Origin of the sequence: Pannonibacter sp. (assembly GCF_051860505.1) — a bacterium.
Taxonomy (GTDB): domain Bacteria; phylum Pseudomonadota; class Alphaproteobacteria; order Rhizobiales; family Stappiaceae; genus Pannonibacter.
Genome location: NZ_JBHYDX010000003.1, coordinates 1 through 24,747 on the forward strand (window position 1 = coordinate 1; position 24,747 = coordinate 24,747).

The 24,747-nt window shown below is 63.5% G+C and carries 16 protein-coding genes; 9 read left to right on the plus strand and 7 right to left on the minus strand.

The features are described 5' to 3' along the window. The first annotated feature begins 222 nt into the window (after window positions 1-222). The 3 genes from ACTIFE_RS02670 to ACTIFE_RS02680 all read left to right on the plus strand — a co-directional run bounded on the left by ACTIFE_RS02670 (window position 223) and on the right by ACTIFE_RS02680 (window position 2,815). Window positions 223-630 (plus strand): cyclophilin-like fold protein, encoded by a 408-nt coding sequence (locus tag ACTIFE_RS02670; RefSeq protein ID WP_439527623.1) that lies wholly within the window; start codon window positions 223-225, stop codon window positions 628-630. 317 nt (window positions 631-947) lie between these two features. Then, window positions 948-1,325 carry an ArsR/SmtB family transcription factor gene (locus tag ACTIFE_RS02675; protein WP_439527624.1) on the plus strand — a complete coding sequence of 126 codons (378 nt, stop codon included), beginning with the start codon at window positions 948-950 and terminating at the stop codon, window positions 1,323-1,325. Window positions 1,326-1,384: 59 nt separating this feature from the next. After that, window positions 1,385-2,815, plus strand: coding sequence for an FAD-dependent oxidoreductase (locus tag ACTIFE_RS02680; protein WP_439527625.1), 1,431 nt, complete (start codon window positions 1,385-1,387; stop codon window positions 2,813-2,815). An 11-nt stretch (window positions 2,816-2,826) separates the two neighbouring features. Here ACTIFE_RS02680 and ACTIFE_RS02685 read toward each other — a convergent pair whose 3' ends face one another. Next, window positions 2,827-4,611 (minus strand): diguanylate cyclase, encoded by a 1,785-nt coding sequence (locus ACTIFE_RS02685; protein WP_439527626.1) that lies wholly within the window; start codon window positions 4,609-4,611, stop codon window positions 2,827-2,829. A 125-nt stretch (window positions 4,612-4,736) separates the two neighbouring features. Continuing rightward, on the minus strand, window positions 4,737-5,627 hold the full coding sequence (locus ACTIFE_RS02690) for a LysR substrate-binding domain-containing protein (RefSeq protein ID WP_439527627.1): 891 nt from the start codon (window positions 5,625-5,627) through the stop codon (window positions 4,737-4,739). Window positions 5,628-5,774: 147 nt separating this feature from the next. On the opposite strand from ACTIFE_RS02690, the gene ACTIFE_RS02695 reads away from it, so the two are divergent. Further along, window positions 5,775-12,530: a DUF4214 domain-containing protein gene (locus tag ACTIFE_RS02695; RefSeq protein WP_439527628.1), complete on the plus strand. Its 6,756-nt coding sequence runs from the start codon at window positions 5,775-5,777 to the stop codon at window positions 12,528-12,530. 372 nt (window positions 12,531-12,902) lie between these two features. Continuing rightward, window positions 12,903-15,236 (plus strand): S8 family serine peptidase, encoded by a 2,334-nt coding sequence (locus tag ACTIFE_RS02700; RefSeq protein WP_439527629.1) that lies wholly within the window; start codon window positions 12,903-12,905, stop codon window positions 15,234-15,236. A gap of 15 nt (window positions 15,237-15,251) precedes the next feature. Here ACTIFE_RS02700 and ACTIFE_RS02705 read toward each other — a convergent pair whose 3' ends face one another. Both ACTIFE_RS02705 and ACTIFE_RS02710 read right to left on the minus strand, forming a co-directional pair. Then, window positions 15,252-15,482 (minus strand): DUF2798 domain-containing protein, encoded by a 231-nt coding sequence (locus ACTIFE_RS02705; RefSeq protein WP_439527630.1) that lies wholly within the window; start codon window positions 15,480-15,482, stop codon window positions 15,252-15,254. Window positions 15,483-15,505: 23 nt separating this feature from the next. Next, window positions 15,506-16,921 carry a pyridoxal phosphate-dependent decarboxylase family protein gene (locus ACTIFE_RS02710; protein ID WP_439527631.1) on the minus strand — a complete coding sequence of 472 codons (1,416 nt, stop codon included), beginning with the start codon at window positions 16,919-16,921 and terminating at the stop codon, window positions 15,506-15,508. Between the two features lie 169 nt (window positions 16,922-17,090). On the opposite strand from ACTIFE_RS02710, the gene ACTIFE_RS02715 reads away from it, so the two are divergent. From ACTIFE_RS02715 to ACTIFE_RS02730, 4 genes are all read left to right on the plus strand, one after another. Beyond that, entirely contained in the window at window positions 17,091-18,161 is a 1,071-nt protein-coding gene (locus tag ACTIFE_RS02715; protein WP_439527632.1) for an anhydro-N-acetylmuramic acid kinase, read from the plus strand. Between the two features lie 41 nt (window positions 18,162-18,202). Beyond that, window positions 18,203-18,820: a GntR family transcriptional regulator gene (locus ACTIFE_RS02720; RefSeq protein WP_106753971.1), complete on the plus strand. Its 618-nt coding sequence runs from the start codon at window positions 18,203-18,205 to the stop codon at window positions 18,818-18,820. 492 nt (window positions 18,821-19,312) lie between these two features. Next, window positions 19,313-20,395, plus strand: coding sequence for a TRAP transporter substrate-binding protein (locus tag ACTIFE_RS02725; protein ID WP_439527633.1), 1,083 nt, complete (start codon window positions 19,313-19,315; stop codon window positions 20,393-20,395). An 82-nt stretch (window positions 20,396-20,477) separates the two neighbouring features. Beyond that, on the plus strand, window positions 20,478-21,524 hold the full coding sequence (locus ACTIFE_RS02730; RefSeq protein WP_439527634.1) for a P1 family peptidase: 1,047 nt from the start codon (window positions 20,478-20,480) through the stop codon (window positions 21,522-21,524). 355 nt (window positions 21,525-21,879) lie between these two features. Here the strand turns inward: ACTIFE_RS02730 and ACTIFE_RS02735 are convergent, their stop codons facing one another. The 3 genes from ACTIFE_RS02735 to ACTIFE_RS02745 all read right to left on the minus strand — a co-directional run bounded on the left by ACTIFE_RS02735 (window position 21,880) and on the right by ACTIFE_RS02745 (window position 24,646). Continuing rightward, window positions 21,880-22,281 carry an MAPEG family protein gene (locus ACTIFE_RS02735; RefSeq protein ID WP_439527635.1) on the minus strand — a complete coding sequence of 134 codons (402 nt, stop codon included), beginning with the start codon at window positions 22,279-22,281 and terminating at the stop codon, window positions 21,880-21,882. A 52-nt stretch (window positions 22,282-22,333) separates the two neighbouring features. Beyond that, window positions 22,334-23,716: an L-serine ammonia-lyase gene (locus ACTIFE_RS02740; RefSeq protein ID WP_439527636.1), complete on the minus strand. Its 1,383-nt coding sequence runs from the start codon at window positions 23,714-23,716 to the stop codon at window positions 22,334-22,336. Window positions 23,717-23,929: 213 nt separating this feature from the next. After that, a complete protein-coding gene (locus ACTIFE_RS02745) occupies window positions 23,930-24,646 on the minus strand; it encodes a GntR family transcriptional regulator (protein WP_439527637.1) in 717 nt (238 codons plus the stop codon). Window positions 24,647-24,747: the final 101 nt, after the last annotated feature.

The window sequence follows — 24,747 nt, forward strand, 5'->3', positions numbered from 1 at the left end:
TTTCGATGCAAAACAGGGAATCACGGATCAACACCAAAGGGAATCCCGAATCTGGTCAGATACGACACGCTCTAGCCATGTCGATCTGTACGATCGCGTAGAGGTGATCCCGTTCGACAGGATGGCCCACTTCTTCACCCAGCATCTCGGCTCATAAGAATTGCCGTTATGGAGCCTGTGCTTCGGACACAGGCTCCATCGGCATTTCTGGAGGACGACCGAATGAAAGCCCTGCTTCTCGCCGCTGCTTTTACCTTTGGAGTGATTGGTCCTGCCATGGCTCAAGATCGTATTCGCATCTCATCAAACTGGGGCGAGGTCACCGCTGAACTTGCCGGTAACGATGCCGCGAAAGCTCTTGCCCGGATGCTCCCGCTCACAGTCGAGATGACAGATCATCTTCGTCAGGAAAAAACGGGCTATCTGCCGGCAGCCTTGCCCGAATTGACGCGGCAACGCGACTTTTCCGTCGGGACATTGGGGCTTTGGAGCTCCACTCACTTCGTTATCTATTATCGCGGCGGCAGCGTCCCATCGCCGGGTATCATCGTGCTCGGGCAGGTTATTGGGGATGTCTCAATCTTTGATCGCCCTGGTCCGGTGACCGTCCGGCTAGAGCGCACAGAATGACCCCGGCAAAATTATAAAGGCCCCGCAATGACATAGCGGTGCCCAGTTTCATCCTGCCCGGTGCGCCATTTTTCTGAAAGTCATCAATCACTGGCGTTTGTCGCGTGTTTGGCAGTGCCATGCAGTCCATGGCTTGAGCCTGGTTTTCCGTCCGTGCTGCCTGATCTCGGTCTGAGGCTGCTGCCGTTGCGGTCCGTTCTGTTCGCCGGATGAGGCTGGATCTACCTGAAGCAGCGGCCAGTTCCCCTTCGGCATTAAATTTCGACAAACGCCGAAATAGCCTTGACGGGCGAGACTGTTTCGGTGATTGTCGAAATATGAACATCGACGACATCGCCCTTCGCCTCGAAGCCCTCGGCAATCCGACGCGGCTTCGCATCTTCCAGACCCTGGTGCGCGCCGGGGAGGCGGGCATGCCGGTTGGCCGGCTGCAGGAGCGGATCGGCATTGCCGCATCCACGCTGACGCACCACTGCCAGAAACTGATGCAGGTGGGGCTGGTGACACAGGAACGGCGGTCGACGGTCCTGATCTGCCGGGCGAATTATCCGATGATGCGGGAAGTCACCGGTGCCTTGCTCGACCAGTGCTGCGCGGAGCCTGACCTGCAATCCGAGCCGCATGCCGATCTGCACACTGGGCCTCATGCCGGGCCGCAAACCGAGATGGACGCCTGCCGTTGCGCTGCCTCTTGACGGCGCTGGCGCGGGTATTGTCGGGACTAATATTTCGAATTTTCTAGGAGGATAAAATCATGAAGAATGAACGCTCCGCGAACCTGCCGGTTGCCGTGATCGGTGCGGGTCCGGTTGGTCTGGCCGCTGCCGCTGAACTGATCGGCCGCAACATGCAGGTGGTCGTGCTGGAAGCAGGACCACAGGTCGGCGCGAACATCCGGCACTGGGGACACGTCAAGATGTTCTCCCCCTGGCGCTACAACATCGCCCGGGCCACGCGGCCCCTTCTGGCGGCGGCTGGATGGCAGGAACCGGATCTCGACAGCATTCCGACGGGGCAGGACCTCGTGTCGCAGTATCTGGGTCCACTGGCGGACCTGCCGACGCTGCGGGAGGTCTTGCGTGTTGGAACAAGGGTCACGGCGATCACCCGGGTCGGCCTCGACAAGCTCAAGGACGCAGACCGGGAAAGCCGGCCCTTTCTGCTGCGCCTCCTGCAAGACGGCAAGGAAGTGGACCTTCATGCCCGCGCGGTGATCGATTGCTCGGGAACATACACCCATCCAAACTTCGGCGGAGCACATGGCATTGCGGCCAGGGGCGAACGGGCGCAGGCCGGGCAGATCGCCTATGGCATGCCGGATGTGCTTGGCGCGCATCGTGTCCGTTATGCCGGCAAGCGGGTCGCCGTATTGGGCAGCGGTCACTCGGCGACCGGTGTCATTTTGGATCTCATCTCCCTCCGGCTCGAACAGCCGACGACGCAGATCCTTTGGCTGTCCCGGCGCAGGGACTTGCGGCTGGCGTTCGGCGGTGGCGCGGCGGATGCCTTGCCGGCTCGCGGTGCCCTTGGCACCCGGCTGAGGAATGCGGTGGACGCGGGGGACGTGTCCGTGGTGCATCCTTTTGCCCTGGATGACATTTCGCTGGACGGCGATGCGCTTGTCCTGACGGGGATGGATGGCCGGTCGGTCACGGCAGACGAACTGGTGGTCGCGACCGGTTTCCGGCCGGACCTTGCCATGCTGGGCGAGATCCGGCTCGATTTCGACACGGCGCTCGAGTGCCCGCGGTCGCTGGCGCCGCTGATCGACCCGAATGTCCACTCCTGCGGCACCGTACGCCCCCATGGGGCAAAGGAACTGGCGCAGTCGGAATCCGGGTTCTATGTCGCCGGCATGAAGAGCTATGGCCGGGCACCAACATTCCTGCTGGCCACCGGCTACGAACAGGTGCGGTCGATCGTCGCCGAACTCGCCGGGGACCATGAGGCGGCAGCACGCGTGGAACTGGACCTGCCCGAGACCGGGGTCTGTTCCACCGATTTCCACCCTGATCTGCAAGGCGCGGCAGCCAGCTGTTGTGGTGGCGCGCCGAAGACGGATGTCTCGGCCTGCTGCGTTGCGGACGAGGCGGCGAAGGCCGCCGGTGCCGCCGGTTGCGGGTGCAGCGACACGGCGGCCCCGGTTCATGTTCCGGAAGCAAGGACGGCGAGCTGCTGCGGCTGACGCCGCGCGGTTTACTGCGCCGGGCCTGCAGCCTCGCAGCAGGTCCGGTTGCGGCCGCTTTCCTTGGCCGTGAGAAGCGCGAGGTCGGCGCGGGTGCGTAAGGTCGGGATGCTGCCGCCGTGCGGACTTGTGGCAAGGCCAATGGAGACGGTGATGGTGCCAAGGATCCGGCCACGGTGCGTCAGCGGCGTGGTTGCGATCCGGGTACGGATGCGCTCAGCCAGTGCCAGAGCGCCGTCAAGCCTGGCATCTGGCAGCAGCACCGTGAATTCCTCGCCGCCGAACCGATAGATCTGGCCCTGGGGGCCGACAATATCGATAAGGAGACCGGCCACCGATTGCATCACCACATCGCCGGCGTCATGGCCGAACTCGTCGTTGAAATGCTTGAAATGGTCGATGTCGATCATCAGGCAGCACAGATCGCCCGGGGTGTTATCCTGGGCAAGTGTATGCAGCGCCTCGTCGAGCGAGCGGCGGTTGAGGAGGCCGGTGAGGGAATCCTGCACCGCAAGCCGCATGAGCCTTTCCCGGAGCTGCAGGTTGGCGATGGCAAGGCCGAGGTTTTCGGCGATGATCTCGAGATAGATCCGGGCGTCCTGAACCGCCGCTGCCGTTTCCTCCTGGCCTTCCAGATAGAGCATGCCAATCGTGTCGCCCTGGGCGGTCAGGGGCATGCACAGGCTCGGGATCCCGTCACTGGCGACATGGGCGCAAGATACGTCGTTCTCGGCGTCCTTGCTCGCATGCGGACGGCCCCGGCGCAGGCCCCAGCAGTCCTTGGTGGCAAAGCGCGGTGACGCGCTCTGCGGCTCTAGCCAGCTGGTGAGCGGCGACAAGGCGGTGTGGCTGTCGTTGACGACGTAGAGACCGCCGGGCAGGTGCGGGAACAGTTGCGGCAGGAAACGGCTGACCACGTCCGCCAGTTCGCCCAGCTTCTCGCAGGCCTGCACCCGGTGCATCATTTGCAGGATCAGGTCCTTGGTATGCAGGTCCTGCCGGCGTTCGGCGTCCAGCCGCGCCCGTTCCAGTCCGTTGTCGCGGAAGACCTGGATGGCGTCATTCATCTCGCCGATTTCGTCGCGGCGTCCATCACGGGGGACCTCGACGGCGAAATCCTGGTTGGCGAGCCGGTTGACGATCCCTGTCATGCGCTGGAGCGGCAGGGCAACGCGGCGCCTCAGGATGAAATACAGCACCGCGAGAAAGACGGCGGCCGTCAGGCTCAAGGTGATGCGGGCAATCAGACCGAAGAGATCGCTGCGGGCATGCAGAGCGCGCAGTTCCTGTTCCGTCCGCCGCTCCGTGAGCTTGTGAAACTCCTCGACGGCGGTGATCAGGTCCAGATGTTCGCGGTAGTGTTGATCGCCGAACAGGATCGCCTGGGCTTCGGCTGTGTTGCCGGCGGAATAGGCTTCAATTGCGCGCAGTTCGATGGCGTCGAGTTCCTCGGCGTCCTTGCGGATGCGCTCGAGCAACTGCATCTCCTCGTCGGTGACGCCAAGGGCGCGGGCGTCGCCGATGGCGGCCTCGCGCCGCCGCTCTTCGGCCTCCGCAACGTGGAAGGCGGCCAGATGCCGGGGGTCGCCGCGCATGACATACAGCCGGGCCTCGTCGGTGCGCAGCTCCGCTCCAAGCGCCAGACCCTCCGCCATCTTGTCCAGGGCCAGCAGATGTTCGACCGCAACCCGTTCGTCTGTCGCGCTGCGCGACGACAGGATAAAGGCAAGGCCGGACAGGATCGTCAGGACGAGCGTGACGCCGTAGGCCCAGTTGGTGATCGTCGATATGCGCATGGCCCCTCGCCATCTTTTGCCTGTTTTCCGAGTAGACAGTGGTCTTGCGCGCATCGCAAGTTAGCAAAATGCATGTCAGGCGTGTGTGTGGGTTGTGGCTGTCGGGTGTTGCTTTGCCGGTGCACTCACTTCCTGTGCGACAGCTCGCCGGCATAAACCAGGGCGATGTCAAGGAACTCACGGATCACCGACGCGCGGCGGCGGTCCTGCCGGGTCACGACATATTCGGTCAGGTGCGTCGTGCTGTCCTCAATGTCGAGGGGCACGACCGCAAGCCGCGGGTCAGGCACGCAGTCGCTGGAGACCATGAGGGTGACGCCGATGCCGCGGGCAATGGCCTCCCGGATGGCTTCGCGGGAGGAAATCTCCACAACCGAGCGCGGTGTCAGGTTGCGCGCCTGAAGCTCTGCCTCGATGGCAGCCCGCGTCATGCTGCGTCTTTCACGCAGGATCAAGGTCTCTTCGTTCAGGCGTGCCAGGCTGATGGAACGCAGGTCTGCAATGGCATGGCCTATGGGTACCACCGCCATCAAGGGCTCGGAATTGAGCGGCTGCAGATAGAAATTTCCCCCGGCGGGAGGTGTCACCAGGATGGCCACATCCATGTTCGCCGCTTCGAGCTGTTCGAGCACGCTGCCGCCGGGCTGAATCCGGATCGAGACCTCGATATTGGGGTATTTTTGCCTGTAACGGTGTAACAGCTCGACGGCATGCATCGGGGCATCAGCGCCGATACGCAGCCGTCCGGCGTTCACACTATTGTTTTGATTCAATAAATTCTCGATCTCATCCCAACTGGTCATGAGCTGGCTAGTCATCTTGAAGAGGCGTTCGCCCACTGGCGTCAAACGCAGTCGCCGGCCCTCCCGCTCGAACAGCGCGACACCGAAACGATCCTCCAAAGCCTTGATGTGTTGCGACAAAGTCGGCTGCGTCACCGACAGGCGGCGGGCCGCCCGGCCGACGCCACCCTCGGATGCAGTGACATGGAATGCGCGTAATTGCTGAAATTTCATAGGAAAAACCTATCACGCATAATCGTAATTTCAAATGGCATTTCGCAATGGTTGACGGTTTGTAAACACCAACGCCGCCGGTCCCGGGAATTTGCACCCGGATCCTTCTGCCCCTCCTGGTGGCTAAATTTGCAAATGGAGCCAGTCATGAGCACCCCCGTTTTCAAGCGTCTGTCGGACACGACCCTGCCTTCACCCAAGGACAAGTTCATCCTCAAGGCGGACCGGCTGGCCAAGACCGAGGCGATCGAGGTCAAGGTTGACGGTCTCGCCGGCCCGGCCAAGAGTTTCTCGCTGGTCTATGATCTGCTCGTGCCGACGTCCGGGATCAAGGGGGGCTATGCCTCGCTGCTGCAGTTGGGCGCAGCCGGGACAAGCGACGCGGACATGTTCCTGAAGGGCTCGGCCGGCAACTTCCAGCTGGGCATTGACAGCAACTACGATGGCGCCATGAAGGCGGACGCCTGGAACCGGGTTGTAGTCACTTTTGCCGATAATGGCGATGGCACGTCGACGCTGGCCAAATACGCAAACGGCACCCTGCTGGACACGCAGAAGCTTCCGACGCCCCGCTTCACCCTGGACAATGTCACTGGCCTGCGCCTGTTCAACGATGATGGCGGCGAGACCTGGGGCCTCGACCTGTCGGCCTTTGCCGTGGTCGCCCGCACACTGACCGGCGCCGAAGTGACGGCGCTCGGCGGCAGCAAGCTCGGTCACATCCTGTCTGACAAGGAAGCAGCGCCGCATGCCGAGTTCGACTTTGCGGCAGGTGCGCTGGCCGCCAGCCGTGGTGCCGGCAGCATGACGGTCATCGGCGATGCTGCACCGGTGAAGGTGGTCTCCATGGCAACGGCCGGCCAGGTGCGCCTGCCGGACCAGGACCTGACGATCCTGTCCTATCCGGCGACCGACGGCCTGGAAAACGGGCTGGTGATCCGGGCTGACAGTACGGTCCCAGTGAAGAGTTATACGCTCTCTCTCGACATGCTGGTCGAGAAGACCGATGGCATGAACAAATTCGGCTCGCTGTTCCAGGTTGACATGAAAGGTGACGGCGAAACGTTCCTGCGCAATGATGGGGACAGTTTCTCCATTGGTCTTGGGGGCAACTATTCCGGACAGCTCGAGTTCGGTGCCTGGATCCGTTTGACTGTCACGGTTACTGAGTCCGATGCCGGCAAGTCGATCCTGGCCTATTTCGCCGATGGCAAGCCGCTCGGCACGGCAACGGTCGACACGGCCCGTGTGACCATTGACCCCAAGCTTGGCCTGACCCTGTTCAACGATGACGATGGCGAGACCTGGCCGGTGCATGTCAGTTCGGTCACCTATGCCGAGACCGCAGCCCCTGCCGACTACATCGAGGAACTTGGCGGCGTAACACTGGAAGGCCCGGCGGATATGAGCGGCCAGGGGTTCAATTTCGTCAAGTTCGGTTTTGAGAAGGGGGATTTGTCCGCCTCGGCCGGCGCAGGCACGCTGAAGCCCTATGAGACGCCCGGCGATACCGATCCCGGCAATGGCGGCACGACGCCGATCGACCTGAAAGTGGTGGCTCCTCTCGCCGACAGCCTGGTCAAGGTCGGTGCGGACGACAAGGTCATCGACCTCAGCAAGGTCTTCGAAGGCAAGGACCTTGCCTATAAGGTCACGACCTCCGACGGCGCCGTTGTCGAGGTCAAGATCGATGCCAGCGGCCTGATGACGCTCGACTTCGGCAAGCTCGGCGTATCCGACCTTTCGATCACGGCGACCGATGCCACCGGCAAGTCGGTGACCGACAACGTGCGCTATCTGGTGACGGGCGATAAGGCCTACACCATTGCCGTGTTCCCGGACACGCAGGACTACACCGACGACCCGATGGGGGCACAGGTGTTCAAGAGCATGACCAAGTGGATTGCCGACAACGCCGACAACCAGAATATCCAGTTCCTCGCCGGCGTCGGCGACATCACCCAGCATGACACGCCTGGCCAGTATGAAGTCGCGCGCCAGGCCCTTGCCAACCTCGAAGGCAAGGTTCCGTTCCTGCTGCCGCCAGGCAACCATGACGGTGGCGGTCACGCGCGCCAGTATGTGAACTACAACAAGTTCTTCGACCTGGAGAAAATCAAGGCCGAGAGCGAGACCTTCGGCGGCGTCTATGACCGCGAGCCGAACAGCTACCAGAACAACTACCACACCTTCACCGCTCCGGACGGGCAGAAGTGGCTGGTGATGGGCCTGGAGTTCGGTCCGCGTGACGACGTGCTGCGCTGGGCTGACGATGTGCTGAAAGCGAATCCGGATCACCGCGCGATCCTGACCACCCATGCCTATACCAACTGGGATGGCATTCACGATCCGCTTGGCAAGCCGCTCAACGACGAGGGCGCCGGCCATGATTATTCGGTCCGCACCGATCCGGGCGATGCCAATGACGGCGAGACGATGTGGCGCGACGTCGTCTCCAAGAACCCGAATGTGGTCTTCACCTTCTCCGGTCACATCTTCGGCGATGGTGCCGAGACGACGATCCGCTACAACGACTTCGGCGGTACCGTCTACAACATGCTGATGAACTACCAGGACGGTGTGTCCCGGGAGATCACGGGCGCTGGCGATGCCAGCAAGGGCGGCAACGGCGGCAATGGCGCCATTCGCCTGATCACCATCGATCCGGAAAACGACACGTTCTACACCGGCACCTATTTCACCGAGCTGGACACTTACCTCACCGGTGGCCGCGGTGGCATGACGCTCGACCGGAATGGTCTCAAGGGGCCGTATGTCGGGCATCAGGAAGTTTACACCGACGCTGGTGTTGCCGGTGACATGCTGGTGGCCGGCCGCGCGGATGCCGGGCCGGATCAGTCGGTTGATGCAGGGGGCAAGGACAAGATTGTCGTCACCCTCGACGGCTCTGCCTCCAAGGACCCGGCCGGCGGCAGCCTCTCCTATGAATGGCGCGATGCCGATCGCAAGCTTGTCGGGACGGGCGTCCAGGCGCCAGTCGAACTCGCTTCCGGCCGGCACGAGTTCACGCTGACGACGCGCGATACCAACGGTCGGACGCATGACGATACCGTGCAGGTGTTTATCGACGGCAAGGACACGCTGCTCATCGACACGTTCAACGATGGCAATCTGCATGGCTGGAGCAAGCTGGACTCCCTGGCCAGTTCGCTGCCGGAGTTGACCGCGGGAACCCCGTCGACCTTTGGCCTGCCTGAACTGGCGGGGGGAACCGCGACGGTCGCCAAGGTGCCGTCGCTGCCCAAGAGCACAGGCCTGCTGGTTGTGCCGGAAGGCATTCCAGCGGATGGCGGGGCGAAGTTCGACGCCTTCACCCTGGTTTATGACATCTTCCTTCCGAAAGGCGGGAAAGCCTTCACCAGCCTGTTCCAGGGGGATGTGTCCAACACCTCGGACGGTGACATCTTCATCAAGGAAACCGGCGGCGACGCTTATGGCATCGGTATTGGCGGCAACTATCCGGGCGGCATCAGCGTGGGTGCCTGGCACCGCCTGACCTTCACCATCGAAGGCGACAAGATGGTCAAATATGCCGACGGTGTCATGGTCGGCGAGCAGTCGATCAGCAATGACCGCTATGCCTTCGATCCGAAGAAGGGCTTCCTGCTGTTCGCCGACGAGGATGGCGAGACCAACGACGTCTTCATCTCGTCTTTCACCTTCACCGAGAAGGTGCTGACCAAGGATGAGGTCGCCGGTCTTGGTGGTCCCGATGCCAAGGGTCCGGTCCTTGGCGCCGGCGATCCCAATGCCTTCCAGATCGACTTCGGCGGCACGGGCAACAGCCTGTCCTACGGCAACGCCAGCGTCGCCATCACCAAGCTGCAGGAGACCGGCTGGCTGGTGAAGGGTTCGTTCTACAACAACCCGAACAATCCCTATTCGGATGGCGCGCTGTTCGACCAGACCAATTCGCCCGACGCCAAGATGTTGATCTGGGGCGCGAACGAGGCCAAGGCCTGGACGGACTACACCTTCGAGGTAGCGATCAACTCCTATGACGACGATGTCGTCGGTGTGCTGTTCCGCGTTGCAGATGCCTCCAACCATTACATGCTGACCCTGGACACGCAGAAGAACGAGCGCATCCTGGTCAAGGTGCAGGACGGCAAGACGACCGAACTGGCCCGCGAGGCCAATGGCTACCGTTTCTATGACGAGATGCGCGTCAAGGTGACGATTGTCGGCGACGAGATCCGGGCCAGCATCGACGGCGAGGTTTTGTTCGGGGGGCCGGTCACGGATGCCAATCCGCTGGCAGCAGGCACCATCGGTGTCATCTCGAAAGACCAGACGATCACTGAGTTCGATGATGTGGTCGTGACCAAGGCCGTGCTGACGGCAGATGCCGGTGAAGCGATCCGCGTGCTCGACATCGACGGCGACGGCACGGCAACCGTCAGCCTTGACGGTGTCAATTCCTTCGGGCCGTCCGGCGTGACGAGCTTCGACTGGAGCGCAGGCGCGGCGACGGCTTCCGGCAAGTCGGCGGCTCTGGATCTGGCGGCCGGGACCCATTCCGTCGCACTGACAGTCAAGGATGCCGATGGCAAGGCCAGCACCGATACAGTCAAGGTGGAAGTGGTTGGCAAGGATCGCATCCTCATCCATGACACCTTCTCCGATGGCGACATGGACGGCTGGACCGTCAAGGATACCGGCGATCTGGGCGGAGCCTCGGACTGGAAGGTGGTCGGCGACAAGCTTGTGCAGGCGGGCAGCATCACCAGCAAGGAACTGACCTGGAAGGGCGCTTCTGCAGCAGATGTCTGGGAACGCGGCTGGAGCCCGCTGGGTGACGGCATCTATGCCCTGCACCAGGGCACGGCAGCACTGTGGCAGGACGGCTATTCCTGGACCGACTACTCGGTCGAGGCCAAGCTGGTGGCTCCGGCCAAGGGTGGCATGGGCTTCATGCTGCGCTATCAGGACGCCGACAACTACTACAAGCTGGAAGTGGACGCCAAGAACGGGCTCACCACGCTGGTGAAAATGCTCAATGGCCGTGAGAGCTTCATTGACCGGGCGCGAAACACCTACACGCCGGGCGAGACCGTCGACCTGCGTGTCGACGTGCAGGGATCGAAGTTCTCGGTCTGGCTCAACGGCCTGAACCTGTTCCCGGATGTTGCCGAGGACCGGTCCATCGCTTCGGGCACTGTTGGCCTCTATGCCTGGGGCAATCCCGGTGTCAGCTTTGATGATGTCACAGTTGTCGCCTTGCCGGCACCGGCATCCGGCACGAACATGGCGCCTGAACTCCTGCTGTCGGCGACAAGCCTGACGCTTGCGGAGGGAACTGTCACTGCGGACCGCGTGCTTGCAGACGTCACGGTGCTGGACGACGGGATCGGGACGAATGTGATCGCGGTGTCGGACAGCCGGTTCGCGGTGGAGAATGGCAAGCTGGTGCTGAAGGCCGGGTCTGTGCTGGACTTCGAGGCCGGGTCGACGATTGCGGTGAAGGTATCGGTGGATGATGCCTCGATCGGAACCGGTCCTGAGGACATCGAGACCTTCACGCTGACGCTGACCGATGTGGTGGAAGGCGGAACTGGCGGGGGTACTGGCGGCGGCAACAACAACGGCGGTGGCAACACCGATCCGGTGACGCCGAACCAGCCGGCGCCGGGCGGCACGGACGGCAACGACACGCTGACCTTTACCACGACGCTGCCGCGCCAGATCGACGGCAAGGGCGGGTTTGATACGGTGCGTCTGCCGCTGGCCTTCGATCAGGTCCGGATTGTCCCGGCTGATGGCGGGTTCCGCATCGAGCCGCTGCAGGACGGGCTGTTCAACTCGATCTATGTCGCCAATGTGGAGGCGGTGGAGTTCCTGGGCGGGGTGACCGCGCCGAATGATCCGGCGTCGGTCCGCCGGGTTGCACTCGATGCTTCCAAGGAAGCAGCGGCCGTGCACCGGCTGTATGATGCGGCCTTCAGCCGCGATCCGGACACGGCCGGCCTGACGCACTGGGCCAAGATGCTGAAGGGCGGCGAGAGCCTGTCGAGCGTGGCGGAGATGTTCGCCTTCTCGCCGGAATTCACCCGTGGCCAGAGCCTCACCGACGACACGTTTGTCGCAAGGGTCTACGAGAACGCCTTCGGCCGTGTGCCGGATGCGGCCGGTCTTGCCCATTGGGTGAAGCAGCTGCAGGGCGGATCGAGCCGGGGCGAGATCCTCGTCGCGATCTCGGAAAGCCAGGAGCATGTAAACAGCCAGGCTGCCGCCGTGAAGAACGGCGTCTGGATCTTGAGCGAAGGCGTGGAATATCGCGGCACGGCCGGGGCTGACACGATCAAGGTGGCAAGCCTGCCGGCGCGGGTTGACGGCGGGGCCGGCATCGACACGGTGGTGTTCACGGCGAACTTCGCGGACGTGAAGATCCTGTCGGCAGACAACGGCTTCGAGGTGATCGGGGCCAAGGGCGGGCAGTCTGCCTCGCTCAGCAACGTGGAGCACCTGGTCTTCGGCGACGGCACGGAGCTGAAGCTGGACACGGGCGCGACCTCGGCCAAGCTGGTGCGTCTGTTCGATGCGGCCTTCGACCGGCCGGGCGACATCGCGGGCCTGAGCGGCTGGGCGAAAGCGTTGAACGAGGGCAAGGCGAGCCTTGCCTCGATTGCGGATGCCTTCGTCAAGTCGGCCGAGTTCGCCTCGCGCTTTGGAGCCGATCTGTCGGACGCCGGCTTCGTGCAGGTGGTCTACGAGAACGCCTTCGGCCGCTCGGCCGAGGCGGAAGGTCTGGCCGGCTGGGTCAAGGCGATGGGCGAGGGCAAGTCGCGCGGCGACGTGCTCACCGCGATTGCCGAGAGCGCGGAGCACATCCAGCTCACCGGCAATGTCACCGACGACGGCGTCTGGCTGATGGTCGCCTGACCGCGATCAAAGGCATCAGGGGCCGTCCCTTCCGGCCCAATCGCAAGAGCCCCCCGGAGCAATCCGGGGGGCTTTTGGGTGTTGGGGACGCGTTCGCTCGCACAGACGCGCTGGGTTCCGGATCTGCGGTTCGCTTCGCCCACCTTGTCCGGAATGACGAGGTTGGCAGGGAATGCCGAGGCGAGACCGAATGCTTCATGTTCAGATTTTTAGGTAAACAGAGTGTTTCAATTTGTTTTCGTGTTATAGACATTATATCATCCATAACCTTTACATGATTTAACTCGGATATAATTACTTGATTACCAAGTGAATAAACCGTCGATATAGCATCAGTGGTTAGTGTTGCCTTGAGAGAACTTGAGGCGGCGCATGCGTATCGACACTTATGCCCTGACTGGTCAATGGTATCTGGATGGCAACGGACAGGCGTCTGGTGCGGGGCGGGCGCATCTGAACCTCGGCTCCGTCTGGAGCGTCACGGGCGGCAGCGGCATATCAGTTGCGATTGTCGATGATGGCGTTGACCATCGGCATGCTGGTCTCCGAGAGGCCACTGCAAGTTTGTTTGCTCTGGCAGAAGCGCGCACGGGCGTGGACGGCGATCCGGTCGGTTTTGGCAATGGCCATGGCACCGCGGTCGCCGGCATTGTCGCTGGATCTGCCGCAACCGGCGGGCCGGTCGGCATTGCGCCGGGTGTCGATCTCGCCTCGCTGCGGATCTTTGGCGATGGCAGCTTGTCGATCCGGCAGGCCATGGGGCACCTGGCGGACTACGACATTGCCAACAACAGCTGGAGCTATTCAGTCGGCTTTTTTCAGGCCTCGGCGTTCGGTCACATTTCCTACTGGTCAGCCATTCGCGCCAATGTGGAAGACGCGCTGGTCAACGGCCGCGTCGGGCTGGGTACGGTCATCATCAAGTCGGCCGGCAACGGCCGCCTCGACGGGCGCTATGGCACAGATGACCTGATCGCCAACATGGATGGCGTCATCAGCGTCGCGGCAACCAATCATGCCGGTACGGTCGCGTATTACTCGACACCGGGGAGCAACATCCTCGTCAGCGCGCCGTCCTCCGGTGCCGGACGCAGTGTCACGACGCTCGATGTGACTGGCGTCGCCGGCTACGCGTCCGGCGACATTCATGATGGCTTTGGCGGCACATCCGCGGCGGCTCCCATGGTGACCGGTGTTGTCGCGCTGATGCTGGCGGCCAATGCGCGGCTGACACAGGCCGATGTTGCAGACATACTGGCGCTGTCGGCACGGGCGACCGGCGCACTGCCGGGGGCTGCGCCCACCGGCTATGAGCAGCACACGAGCCAGATCAATGGCGCTGCCAACTGGAATGGTGGCGGGCTGCATTTTTCCAATGATTACGGCTTCGGCCTTGTCGATGCGCATCAGGCCGTCCGGATTGCGGAGACCTGGGGCATCGGTCGGACGGCTCAGCAGCAGATGCAACTGGACGTCAGCTTCGCCGACTGGGCGCTGGATGCCAGCGGGACGGTGGCGCGGGCGACGGTGACAGTTGCCGATGGCCTTGTCCTGTCGACGGCGGTGCTGGGATTAACGCTGGTGTCGGGCGTCGATGCGCTGCGCGATGTCTATCTCGTGTCCGCCGATGGATCCCGCAGCCTTGTGCATCGGACTGACAAGGGCATCGACACAGGCGGCAGCGGCTTTGCCTGGGAATTCCTGACGCAACTGCCGCGCGGCGAAGAGGCTGCCGGCACCTGGACCGTCGAACTGCAATTCGCCCGGTCGGTCAGCCTGCCGGCGCTGGGGGCTGCGGCGACACTGGAGCTGGATGGCCGCGAAATCGGTGCGGATACGGTTCACTACTTTACGGCCGACCACGGCCGGTTCGGCTCCGGGATCCTGTCCGACAGCAGCGGCCGGACGACACTCAATGCGGCGGCGATCAGCGAGGCGAGCCGGATTGATCTGACCGGAGCCGGCGAGACCTGGCTCGGCGGGCGGACACTGAGCATTTCGGCCGAGACCATTGTGACGACGGTGATCACCGGTGATGGCAATGACCGCATTGTCGCCCATGACCGTGGCGTCACCATCTGGAGCGGGCGCGGCGATGATGTGGTGCTGGGCGGGGCGGGCGACGATGTTTTCATCGAGGGGCAGGGCAATGACTTCTATCACGGCGGCCTAGGACTCGATGTCTTGCTGGTCGACAGCCTGTATGATGCGGCTGTCTTCAAGTTCGACGTGGCTGAAGGGAACCGGATCAGCCTGCAGCATGCCGGTGAACTGGATCAACTCATCAGTATCGAGCGCATCGGCTTCAAGGACGGCACCATGCTGGCCTTTGACAATGACGGCACCGCCGGACAGCTCTATCGCCTGTACCAGACAGCATTCAACCGGACGCCGGACGGCGATGGCTTCCGCAGCTGGCTTGACCTGGCCGATGCCGGTACCAGCCTGATGGACATTGCCGATGCCTTCACCCGGTCGGCGGAGTTCAACACGATCTACAACAGTCTTCCGTCCGCGCGGGACAAGGTGACGGCGTTCTACAGCAACAGCCTCGGCCGGACGCCGGATGAAAGCGGGCTCGAGGCCTGGAGCACCATGGTCGTCTCGACCCGGACGGCGGACGCAGCGTTGCTGCTGGGCTTCTCCGAATCTGCCGAGAAGCGGCTCCTGACCCAGTCGCTGTTCGACGACGGGTTCCTGTTCTGAGGCTTCTGCTGCGCGTTATTGCGCCGGCTGACGCACCAGCCGGGCGACGAGCTTGCGGGCAAGCGGGGCGACGACGAGAATGGTCGGGAAGGCAACGGCCCAGGCAACGAGCCAGCTCTGCAGCCAGAGCTGAAGAACGCCGGGGTCGAAGCCGAAGGCCCTGAAGGTGGCGATGCCCGAGACGATGAAGGACATCAGTCCCGATACGATCAGGCCGAACAATACGGGTGCAAATCTCGGGTGCATGCCTGTCTCCTGCCGCGCCAGGCTCAGTTCAGCCGGCGGGCGATTTCCGTGATCACGTCAAACGCCATCATCACATCGTCACGGGTGCAATCAAACTGCCCCGCCTGGAAGCGAATGACGAACCGACCGTCCACCATCGTCTGCGTCAGGTAGATGCGGCCATCATCATTGATGGCCGTGATCAGTCGCTGGTTCAATGCGTCATAATCACCTGTTGAACCGCCAGGACCGTAGCGGAACGAGAACAGCGACAGCATCGGCTCGGTGATGATCTCGAAGTCGGGCTCGCCGCGCAGTTCTTCGGCCAGTTCCTGCGCCCAGGCGACATGGTTGCGGATCATCTGGCGCAAGCCATCCAGACCGTGCGCGCGGATCAGGAACCAGAGTTTGAGCGCGCGGAAGCGGCGGCCGAGCGGCACGGACCATTCCGAATAGTTGATGATCCCGTCCTTGCCGTGGGTCTTCAGGTAGTCCGGCCGGATCGCCAGGGTGCGTACGAGGCTGTCGGGATCGCGGATATACTGCACCGAGCAATCAAATTGTGCGCCGAGCCACTTGTGCGGATTGAGCACGAGACTGTCGGCCCACTCGATGCCGCGCCAGTGGTCGCGGAACTCGGGGCAGATCATGGCAGCGCCCGCCCAGGCCGCGTCCACATGCAGGAACAGGTTGTTGTCGCGGGCTATCGGCCCCAGTTCGGTCAGGTCATCGGTGCCGCCGACGCCGGTGCCGCCGACGCAGGCGATGAGCCCTGCTGGCAGGTAGCCGGCAGCCCGGTCCGCCGCGATGGCGGCCTTGAGGGCTTGCGGGTCCATGGCGCGGGAGGGGCCCTTCACCGGAATGCGCACCAGATTGTCGCCGCCGATGCCGGCGATCCAGATCGCCCGGTCGATGGACGTGTGTACCTCACCGGAGGCATAGACGCGCAGGCGCGGTGAGCCGGACAGGCCGTCGGCATTGCCGCGCCAGGCCAGCGCCCGCTCGCGCAGGGTGAGGACGGCGGCAAGGGTCGCGGAGGAGGCGGAATCCTGGATGACGCCATGGTAGCCCGCCGGCAGGCCGAGCCCCTGGCGCAGCCAGTCGAGCACGCGGGTTTCCAGTTCGGTTGCTGCCGGCGAGGTCTGCCACAGCATGCACTGGGCGGCCATGGCGGTGACGAGATACTCGGCAATGATCGAGACCGGTGCAGCGTTGGCCGGAAAGTAGGCGAAGAAGCGGGGATGCTGCCAATGGGTCATGCCGGGCAGGATGTCGCGCTCGAAGTCGGCGAAAATGGTCTCCATCGGCTCGGCGCTGTCGGGCGGCGAGGCAGGGACTTTCGCGGCAATCTCGCCCGGTTGGGTCTTGGCCCGGACAGGCCGTTCGCGCAGGCTCTCGCGGTAGTCCGCGCCCCAGTCGGCAGCGCGGTGTGCCCAGTGACGGAATTCGCTCTTGTCCACCCGCATCCTCCCAAATGGCTCAGTGTTTTGGGTAGGGGTAGACGCGCCGGCCGGGCATGGCAAGGCGTGTCTTGCCGGTTGCGCGCCTGACGCTTGGCTCAGGCCATGGATTTGGTTAGGCTTTCGCGCGAATGCGGACAGGACCGCATCGCCTGAACCCGGAGACACCATGGAACCCCTGACAGTGCTTGGCACAATCAGCGGCACATCCGCTGACGGGATCGATCTGGCGGAGATCCGGACGGACGGGGTGCAGATGCAGGCGGCCGGTGCGGCTTGCACGTTGCCCTATCAGCCTCAGACCCGTGCAGCCATCCTGGCCGCGATTGCCGCAGGTCCGGCAGCACGCAGTGGCTGGAAGGCCTTGTCCGATGTCATCACCGAAGATCATCGGAATGCCATCGCGGCGTTCCTCGACGAGACCGGAAACCGTCCGGATCTTGTCGTCTTCCATGGCCAGACGATCTGGCATGATCCTTCGGCGGGCGAAACCGTGCAACTGGGTGATCCGCAGCAACTGGCCGATACGTTGCGCCTGCCGGTGATCGGCGACTTGCGCCAGGCGGATATGGCGGCCGGCGGGCAGGGCGCGCCGCTGGTGCCGGTGTTTCATCAGGCATTGGCGGGCACATTGCGCCAGCCCATGTGTTTTCTGAACATCGGCGGCGTCGCCAACCTGACCTATATCGATGGTGACCACCTGCTGGCCTTTGATGTCGGCCCGGGCAATGCGCTGCTCGATGATTTCGTCCGCCGCTCCGGCGTTGATGACTTTGACCGGGATGGCCGCTGGTCATCGGGGGGACATGTGGATGTGGCGCGGCTGGTGGTGGCCTTGACGCATCCCTATTTCGCCCAGCCTGCGCCGAAATCACTCGACCGCAATGCCTTTTCGCTGAAATGGGTGGAGGGAATGAGCCTGCTCGATGGCGCGGCGACACTGGCGGCGATCACGGCAGAGGCGGTCGCCCGCGCCGTGGCCCTGTTGCCGAAGGAGCCGAAACTTTGGATCGTGTGCGGCGGAGGCCGGCGCAATCCAACGCTCATGGCAGAACTGGCGCAGCGCGTGTCCGGAAAGGTGGAGAACGCGGACAGCCACGGCATCGACGGCGATGCCCTTGAAGCGCAGGCAATGGCGTTTCTCGGGGCTCGCTTCATGGCTGGTCTGCCGACAAGCTATCCATCGACGACAGGCGCCCGTGAACCTGTGATTGGCGGGCGGCTTTACCGGCCAAGCTGAGACGCTTTTCAACGTCTCTGACACCGGCTAGACAGGGTGCCATGAACGGAGCAGAAATCTACAAGCGCCTGGTCGAGGCCATCGAGGACCGCACGCTGAAGCCGGGCGACCGGCTGCGCGAGGCGGACCTTGCCGAAACCTTCGGCGTCAGCCGCACGCCCATCCGCGAAGGCCTGAAACGGCTGGAGGCGCAGGGGCTTGCCGTGCACGAGCCGAACCGGGGCATGGTGATCCCGACGCTGGATCACGGCCAGATTTCCGAAGTCTATTACATGCGCGAAGTGCTCGAAGGCACGGCCGCGCGGCTGGCGGCCCAGCATGCCTCCAACGCCGAAATCGAGATCCTGCAGGATCTGGTGGAGGCCGACCGGCAGCGCATTGCTGACGAGGCCTCGCTGGTGCGCTCCAACCGCGAGTTCCACCGCCGGCTCTATCTTGCCTCGCACAACCGCTATCTCGTCGGCCTGATCGATCACCTGCGCCTGTCGATGATCCTGATGGCCGGCACCACGCTGGACACGCCGGAGCGCCGGGAAACCGCCGTCGAGGAACACGCGGCCATCGTGCGGGCCATCGCGGACCGGGACTCCGACGCCGCCGAAACCCTCGCCCGCCGCCATATCGAACGGGCGGAAAAGACCCGGTTGAAGAAGAGCTGAGGCGGACCACGAGTGGCTGCTGCGATTGTCGGGATCTTGCTGGAACCTCTCAGTTCCCCTCTTCCTCGTGGGGAGGCTATCGCCATCTGGCCAGACGGTTTTTGAGGCCTCTCAGCCCCCCTCCCCCTCGTGGGGAGGGGTGAGGGGTGGGGGGCACGGGAGGCCATCAGATCACAAAGCGTCTGAAGTGAGTTTCGTCAGGAACGCAATGTCACTGGATTTAAGTCCGCCCCCCACCCCCAACCCAGCCTGGGTCGAGCCACTTGTCTCGACCCGCCTTCGGCCCCCACGAGGGGGAGGGGAGCGATAGGCCTCGATCAATGTCGTGTGACGGCTGTGGCTGTTTGCAGATGGTCATTTTGCATCTGTCTGACAACACGGAGAGCCTCGTCACTGCACTGCACCCTGTTTGTTTTGACGTGGTATCTGGCCAAATCGCCGTCCGGGTGGTTAAGCTTGGGTCACAACCGCGAAGTCGGGGAGGAGAACAGCATGCAACGTCGTGATTTCCTGAAAGCCGGTGCGATTGCCGCCGCCGCCAGCCCGCTGTTGGCAGCGCCAGCCATTGCCCAGGCGACGCTGAACCTGAAACTGGTCGGCGGTTTCCCGCGCGGCTTTCCGGGCGTTGGCACCGGCGCCGAAAAGCTGGCCAAGCGCATCGAGGGCATGACCGACGGCAAGGTGAAGATCACCTATTACGGCGGCGGCGAGTTGGTTCCCCCGTTCGAGGTGTTCTCGGCGGTGTCGAGCGGGGCAGCTGACATGGGCCATACGGCGCCCTATTTCCACGCCGGCAAGGTGCGCGCGGCGATGTATTTCACCACGGTTCCCTATGGCCTGGACCAGACCGAACTGTCCGGCTGGATCAGCTATGGCGGTGGTCAGGAACTTTGGGACGAGGCCTATGCGCCGTTTGGCGTGAAGTCCTTCTATGCCGGCGGCTCTGGCGCGCAGGCGGGTGGCTGGTTCAAGAAGCCGATCGAGAAGCTGGATGATCTGGCCGGCCTCAAGATGCGCATTGCCGGGCTTGGCGGCGATGTCATGCGCAAGCTGGGCGTCAACACCGTGCTGACGCCTCCTCCGGAAATCTACCCGGCCCTGCAGTCCGGCGTCGTCGATGCGGCAGAGTTCGTCGGTCCGTGGAACGACGTGGCGCTCGGCCTCTACAAGGTTGCGCCCTATTACTACCTGCCGGCCTTCCATGAGCCGGGACCGGCGCTGGAAATGATGGTGAACCAGAACATCTGGGGCAACATGTCGCCGACGCTGCAGGCGATCTTCGCCAGCGCGGCCAGGGCGCAGGCCGAGGATACGATTGCCGAGTTCCGCTACAACAACACGCGCGTTCTGGCGGATCTGGTGACCAAGGGTGCCAAGGTCTCGGCCTTCCCGGCGGACGTGGTGGCGGCGCTGGGCAAGGCCTCGCAGGAGGTGCTCGAGGCGTTCCCGAAGGGCGATCCGATGTCGGAAAAGATCCACGGCGCCTATGTCGACTACATCAAGCAGTGCTCGGCCTATACCAAGGCGATGGAAGGCCGGATGTATGCCGACCGTGCGGCCGTCTGGGGCTCGTAAGCCGCGTATCTGACCCAATCGGAAGGCGGCGGGATGGTGAGCATCCCGCCGCCTTTCCTGTCTGTGCAGAATGGAAATGACCATGTCCAACCCGTCCATCCGCCCGCGCTTGCGCGATCTTGGCCGCTCGATTGGCCGTTTTGCTCCGGGGTCGCTCAATGCGATCACGGATGTGGCGGGCGTTCTGGTTGGGCACAGGACCGTGATTGAGGGCGACCGGATCCGCACCGGGGCGACAGCGATCCTGCCGCATGGCGGCAACCTGTTTCAGGACAAGGTGCCCGCGGGGTTTGCTGTGCTGAACGGCTTCGGCAAATTCGCCGGGTCGACGCAGGTGGAGGAACTGGGCGAACTGGAAAGCCCGATCGTTCTGACCAATACGCTGGCGACGGGGCGGGCCATCGAGGCAATCCATGCGCATCTGCTGGGGCTTACCGGCAACGAGCGTGTGGTCTCGATCAATGCGGTCGTCGGCGAGACCAACGACAGCCGCCTCAATGACATCCGCGCCGGGCGGCCGACGCCCGGGGAAATCGGTGAGGCCATTGCGGCGGCGTCCGGTGGACCGGTGGCGGAAGGGGCGGTCGGTGCGGGAACCGGGACGGTTGCCTTCGGCCTGAAAGGCGGGATCGGCACGGCCTCGCGCGTGGTCGAGGTAAAAGGCTATGGTACGGCAACGCTTGGCGTGCTGGTGCAGGCCAATTATGGCGGGGACTTGCGCATCGACGGCGTGCCGGTTGAAACGATGACGACCGCCGATGTGAACGGGTCGATTGTCCTCATTCTGGCAACGGATGCGCCGCTGTGTCCGCGCAACCTGAAGCGCCTTGCTGCACGCAGCTTTGGCGGTCTCGCGCGAACCGGCGCGGCCCTGTCCAACGGGTCAGGCGACTATGCGCTGGCCTTCACGACCGCCGAAAGCCTGCGCCTGACGCCGGAGCGCCGGGGCGGTGTGGTTCCGTTCGGCGGCATCGGCAATGACGAGATCTCGCCGCTGTTCGAGGCGGCCATCGAGGCGGCGGAAGAGGCGATCCTCAATGCGCTGCTGGCCGCTGGCGGCATGGATGGCTTCGATGCCGGGCGCATGAAGCCATCACGGTTTGAAGGACTGGTGCTGCCGCCTGTTTGAGTGGGGGAGAACCAACGATGGCTTGTGAGCTGCCAACACCTGTCCCCTCCGGACGAGGTCAGGGCTGTGCATTGCTTAGATAGTTTTAGAAGCCTCTCCGCTCCCCTCCCCCTCGTGGGGGGGGTTGGGGGGGGGGCCCCGGACATAAATCCAATTACCGACGTTCCTGACCAGGATGATCTCAGGCGCCTTGTGATCCAATGGCCTCCCGTGCCCCCCACCCCCCTCCCCCTCCCCACGAGGGGGAGGGGGGCTGAGAGGCCTCGATAATCGTCCGGCCACTTATGCGATATCCCTGCCCATGAGGGGGGCTGAGAGGCACAGACCCGGGTTCAAAAGCGTTTTTGCTGCTTCATCAGCCGGAGACGGCGAGATAGAGGCTGGTGAGGGCGGTGGCGGCGATTACGCCGAAGGTGGCGATCATGCCGGCCATGCGGAACTTCAGGTTTTCGGCCGACTGGGATACGCCATAGGCATGGCTGAGGCGACCGGCGAGGAGAACCGCGCCATAGCCATGCAGCAGTTCGAAGGGCGCGCCCTGCAACTCGCACAGGGCCAGCAGCAGCAGCGAGAACGGGACATACTCGGCGAAATTGGCATGCACCCGGACTCGGCGGGTCAGGTCGCTGTCCCCGTCATGACCAAGGGCGACCCTGACGACCTTGCGCCGGTTGATCACGCGGAACGAGAGATACAGGAACAACAGCGCCAGCAGCGCGGCATAGACGGGCGTGACGATCAGCAGCAGGGAATCCAAGGCGACCTCCGGAGCAGGGGACGAGTGGCAAGATGCGGACGGATCCGCACGGTCAGCACTCGACGATATTCACCGCGAGGCCGCCGGTCGAGGTTTCCTTGTATTTTTCCGTCATGTCCAGCCCGGTCTGACGCATGGTCTCGATGCAGCCGTCGAGCGGCACGAAATGCGTGCCATCGCCGCGCAGGGCGAGCGAGGCCGCCGTCACGGCCTTGACCGCGCCAACCGCGTTGCGCTCGATGCAGGGTACCTGCACCAGCCCGCCAATCGGGTCGCAGGTCATGCCGAGATGATGCTCCAGCGCGATTTCGGCGGCGTTCTCGATCTGCTCGTTGGTGCCGCCAAGCGCCGCGCAAAGCCCAGCAGCTGCCATGGCGGACGCCGAGCCGACTTCCCCCTGACAGCCGACTTCGGCGCCGGAAATCGAGGCATTGGCCTTGATGATGCCGCCGATGGCCGCAGCGGTCAGCAGGAAGGTGCGGATGCCGGCCTGATCCGGATTGGGGCAATGGTCAAGGTAGTAGCGCACCACCGCCGGGATGACACCGGCCGCGCCATTGGTGGGGGCGGTGACCACGCGGCCGCCGGCGGCGTTTTCCTCGTTCACCGCCATGGCATAGACGCCGAGCCAGTCCATGATCGTGTGCTTGAAGGGCGAATTGTTGCCGTGGTCGGCGAGCAGCTTTTCGTGAATGGCGCGGGCACGGCGCTTCACCTTGAGCCGGCCGGGCAGGATGCCGTCCTGCTTCAGGCCGCGGTCGATGCAGGCATTCATCGCGGCCCAGATCCGGTCAATGTCGGCTTCGACTTCCGCTGCCGGACGGGCAGCGCATTCGTTGGCCCATTTCATCTGCGCGATGGTGAGGCCGGAGGCCTTGCCCATTTCCAGCATCGTGGCCGCATTGGGGAAAGGGTAGGGCACGTCCTGCTGTGCAAGATCGTTGCCGCCGGACCGGCTCTGGCTGATTTCCTCGGCGCTGGCGATGAAACCGCCACCGATGGAATAGAGCGTCAGATCGGTGAGCACGGTCCCTGCGGCATCAAGCAGGCTGAACACGACCCCGTTGGAATGCAGTGGCAGGGCGGGGCCGAAGTCGAAGATCAGGTCTGCGTCCGGGTCAAAGGCGAGCATTGTGCCGTCGAGCGCCTTGATCTCCTTGTCGCGGGTCAATTGTTCCAGCATCGGCTCCACCTCTTCCGGATCCAGCCGGGAGGGAACTGCGCCCATCAGCCCCAGGCAGATGGCCCGGTCGGTGGCGTGGCCCTTGCCGGTGAAGGCCAGTGACCCGTGCAGCCGGACCTGGACCCGCGCGGCTGCTGCCGGCAGCGGATCAATGGCGGACAGGAACCTTGCGGCTGCAACCATCGGGCCAACGGTGTGGGAACTGGAGGGGCCAAGACCGATCTTGAAGACGTCGAAGACGCTGATGAACATGGATTTCCGCTGCCTGTGCGCCGCCGGGTCCTGCCCGACGCGGGCGGATCATGCCCATATTTTGTGCTCCCGTCACCCGGCAGAACGGCGGGTTGTACAACTGTGCCGGTTTCTCACCATTTCGAGGTCGTAAATGCGGGGCGACGAGAGGCGGCCGGTTCGTGGGTGTCAGGCTTGCAGGTGTCAGGTTGGTCGGTCTCAGGCGGGTTGGTCTCAGGCGGGGCGGTCGGGGGTTGGCCACAGTGTTTCATAGACAGCCTGGGAAAAACCGACATGTTCGATCAGCCGGCGCTCCGCAAGTGCGGTGTCCCGGGCCAGCGTTGCCTCCATCAGCAGGGTATGGTGGGCAAGGCCAAGGGTGTTTTCGTATGTCGCGCGCAGGCTGCCATCCCGGTCATCGAGCATGCGCTGGCGTACATCCGGCGCGCTCAGCATGTTGCGGTGATGGCGGCGCAACTGAGCCGATATCTGCGCGGCGAACAGCGTCAGCCAAGGGGCCTTGGCACCGGACAGGAGCGCGGCATGGAACGCATCGTGCCGGGTTTCCCAAAGGTGGATTTCGGCGGTTGGCGCCTCCGGACTGGGGACCGGCGTCGATGCCAGCAAGTGATGCGCGGCCACCACCGCCCCGGCCCAGCTCTCGTCGCCCTCGGCAATGGAGCGGACCAGCAGCCGTGTTTCCAGCGCCAGCCGTGCTTCCTGCAAATCCTTGAGGCTTTCGGCAGACACACCGGCAACGCGGAAGCCGCGATTGGGCGCCAGAATCACAAGGCGCTCGGCCTCCAGCCGCGACAGCGCCTCGCGCAAAGGGGTCCAGCCGAAGCCGAACCGGTTCTTCAGGGTCGAGACCGTCAAGGGGGTGTCCGGCGGCAGGCTGCAGTCAAGAATGGCGGCCCGGAGGGCGAGGTAGGCGTCCTCGGTCTTGGGCATGAAGGTCTCCCCTAGCAAGGCTCCATAGGTGCTTCAAAATATATCAAGCGTCAAATTATATATAATCCTGTTGCGCGGGTTGAAAGCGCCTGCTAGCCTTT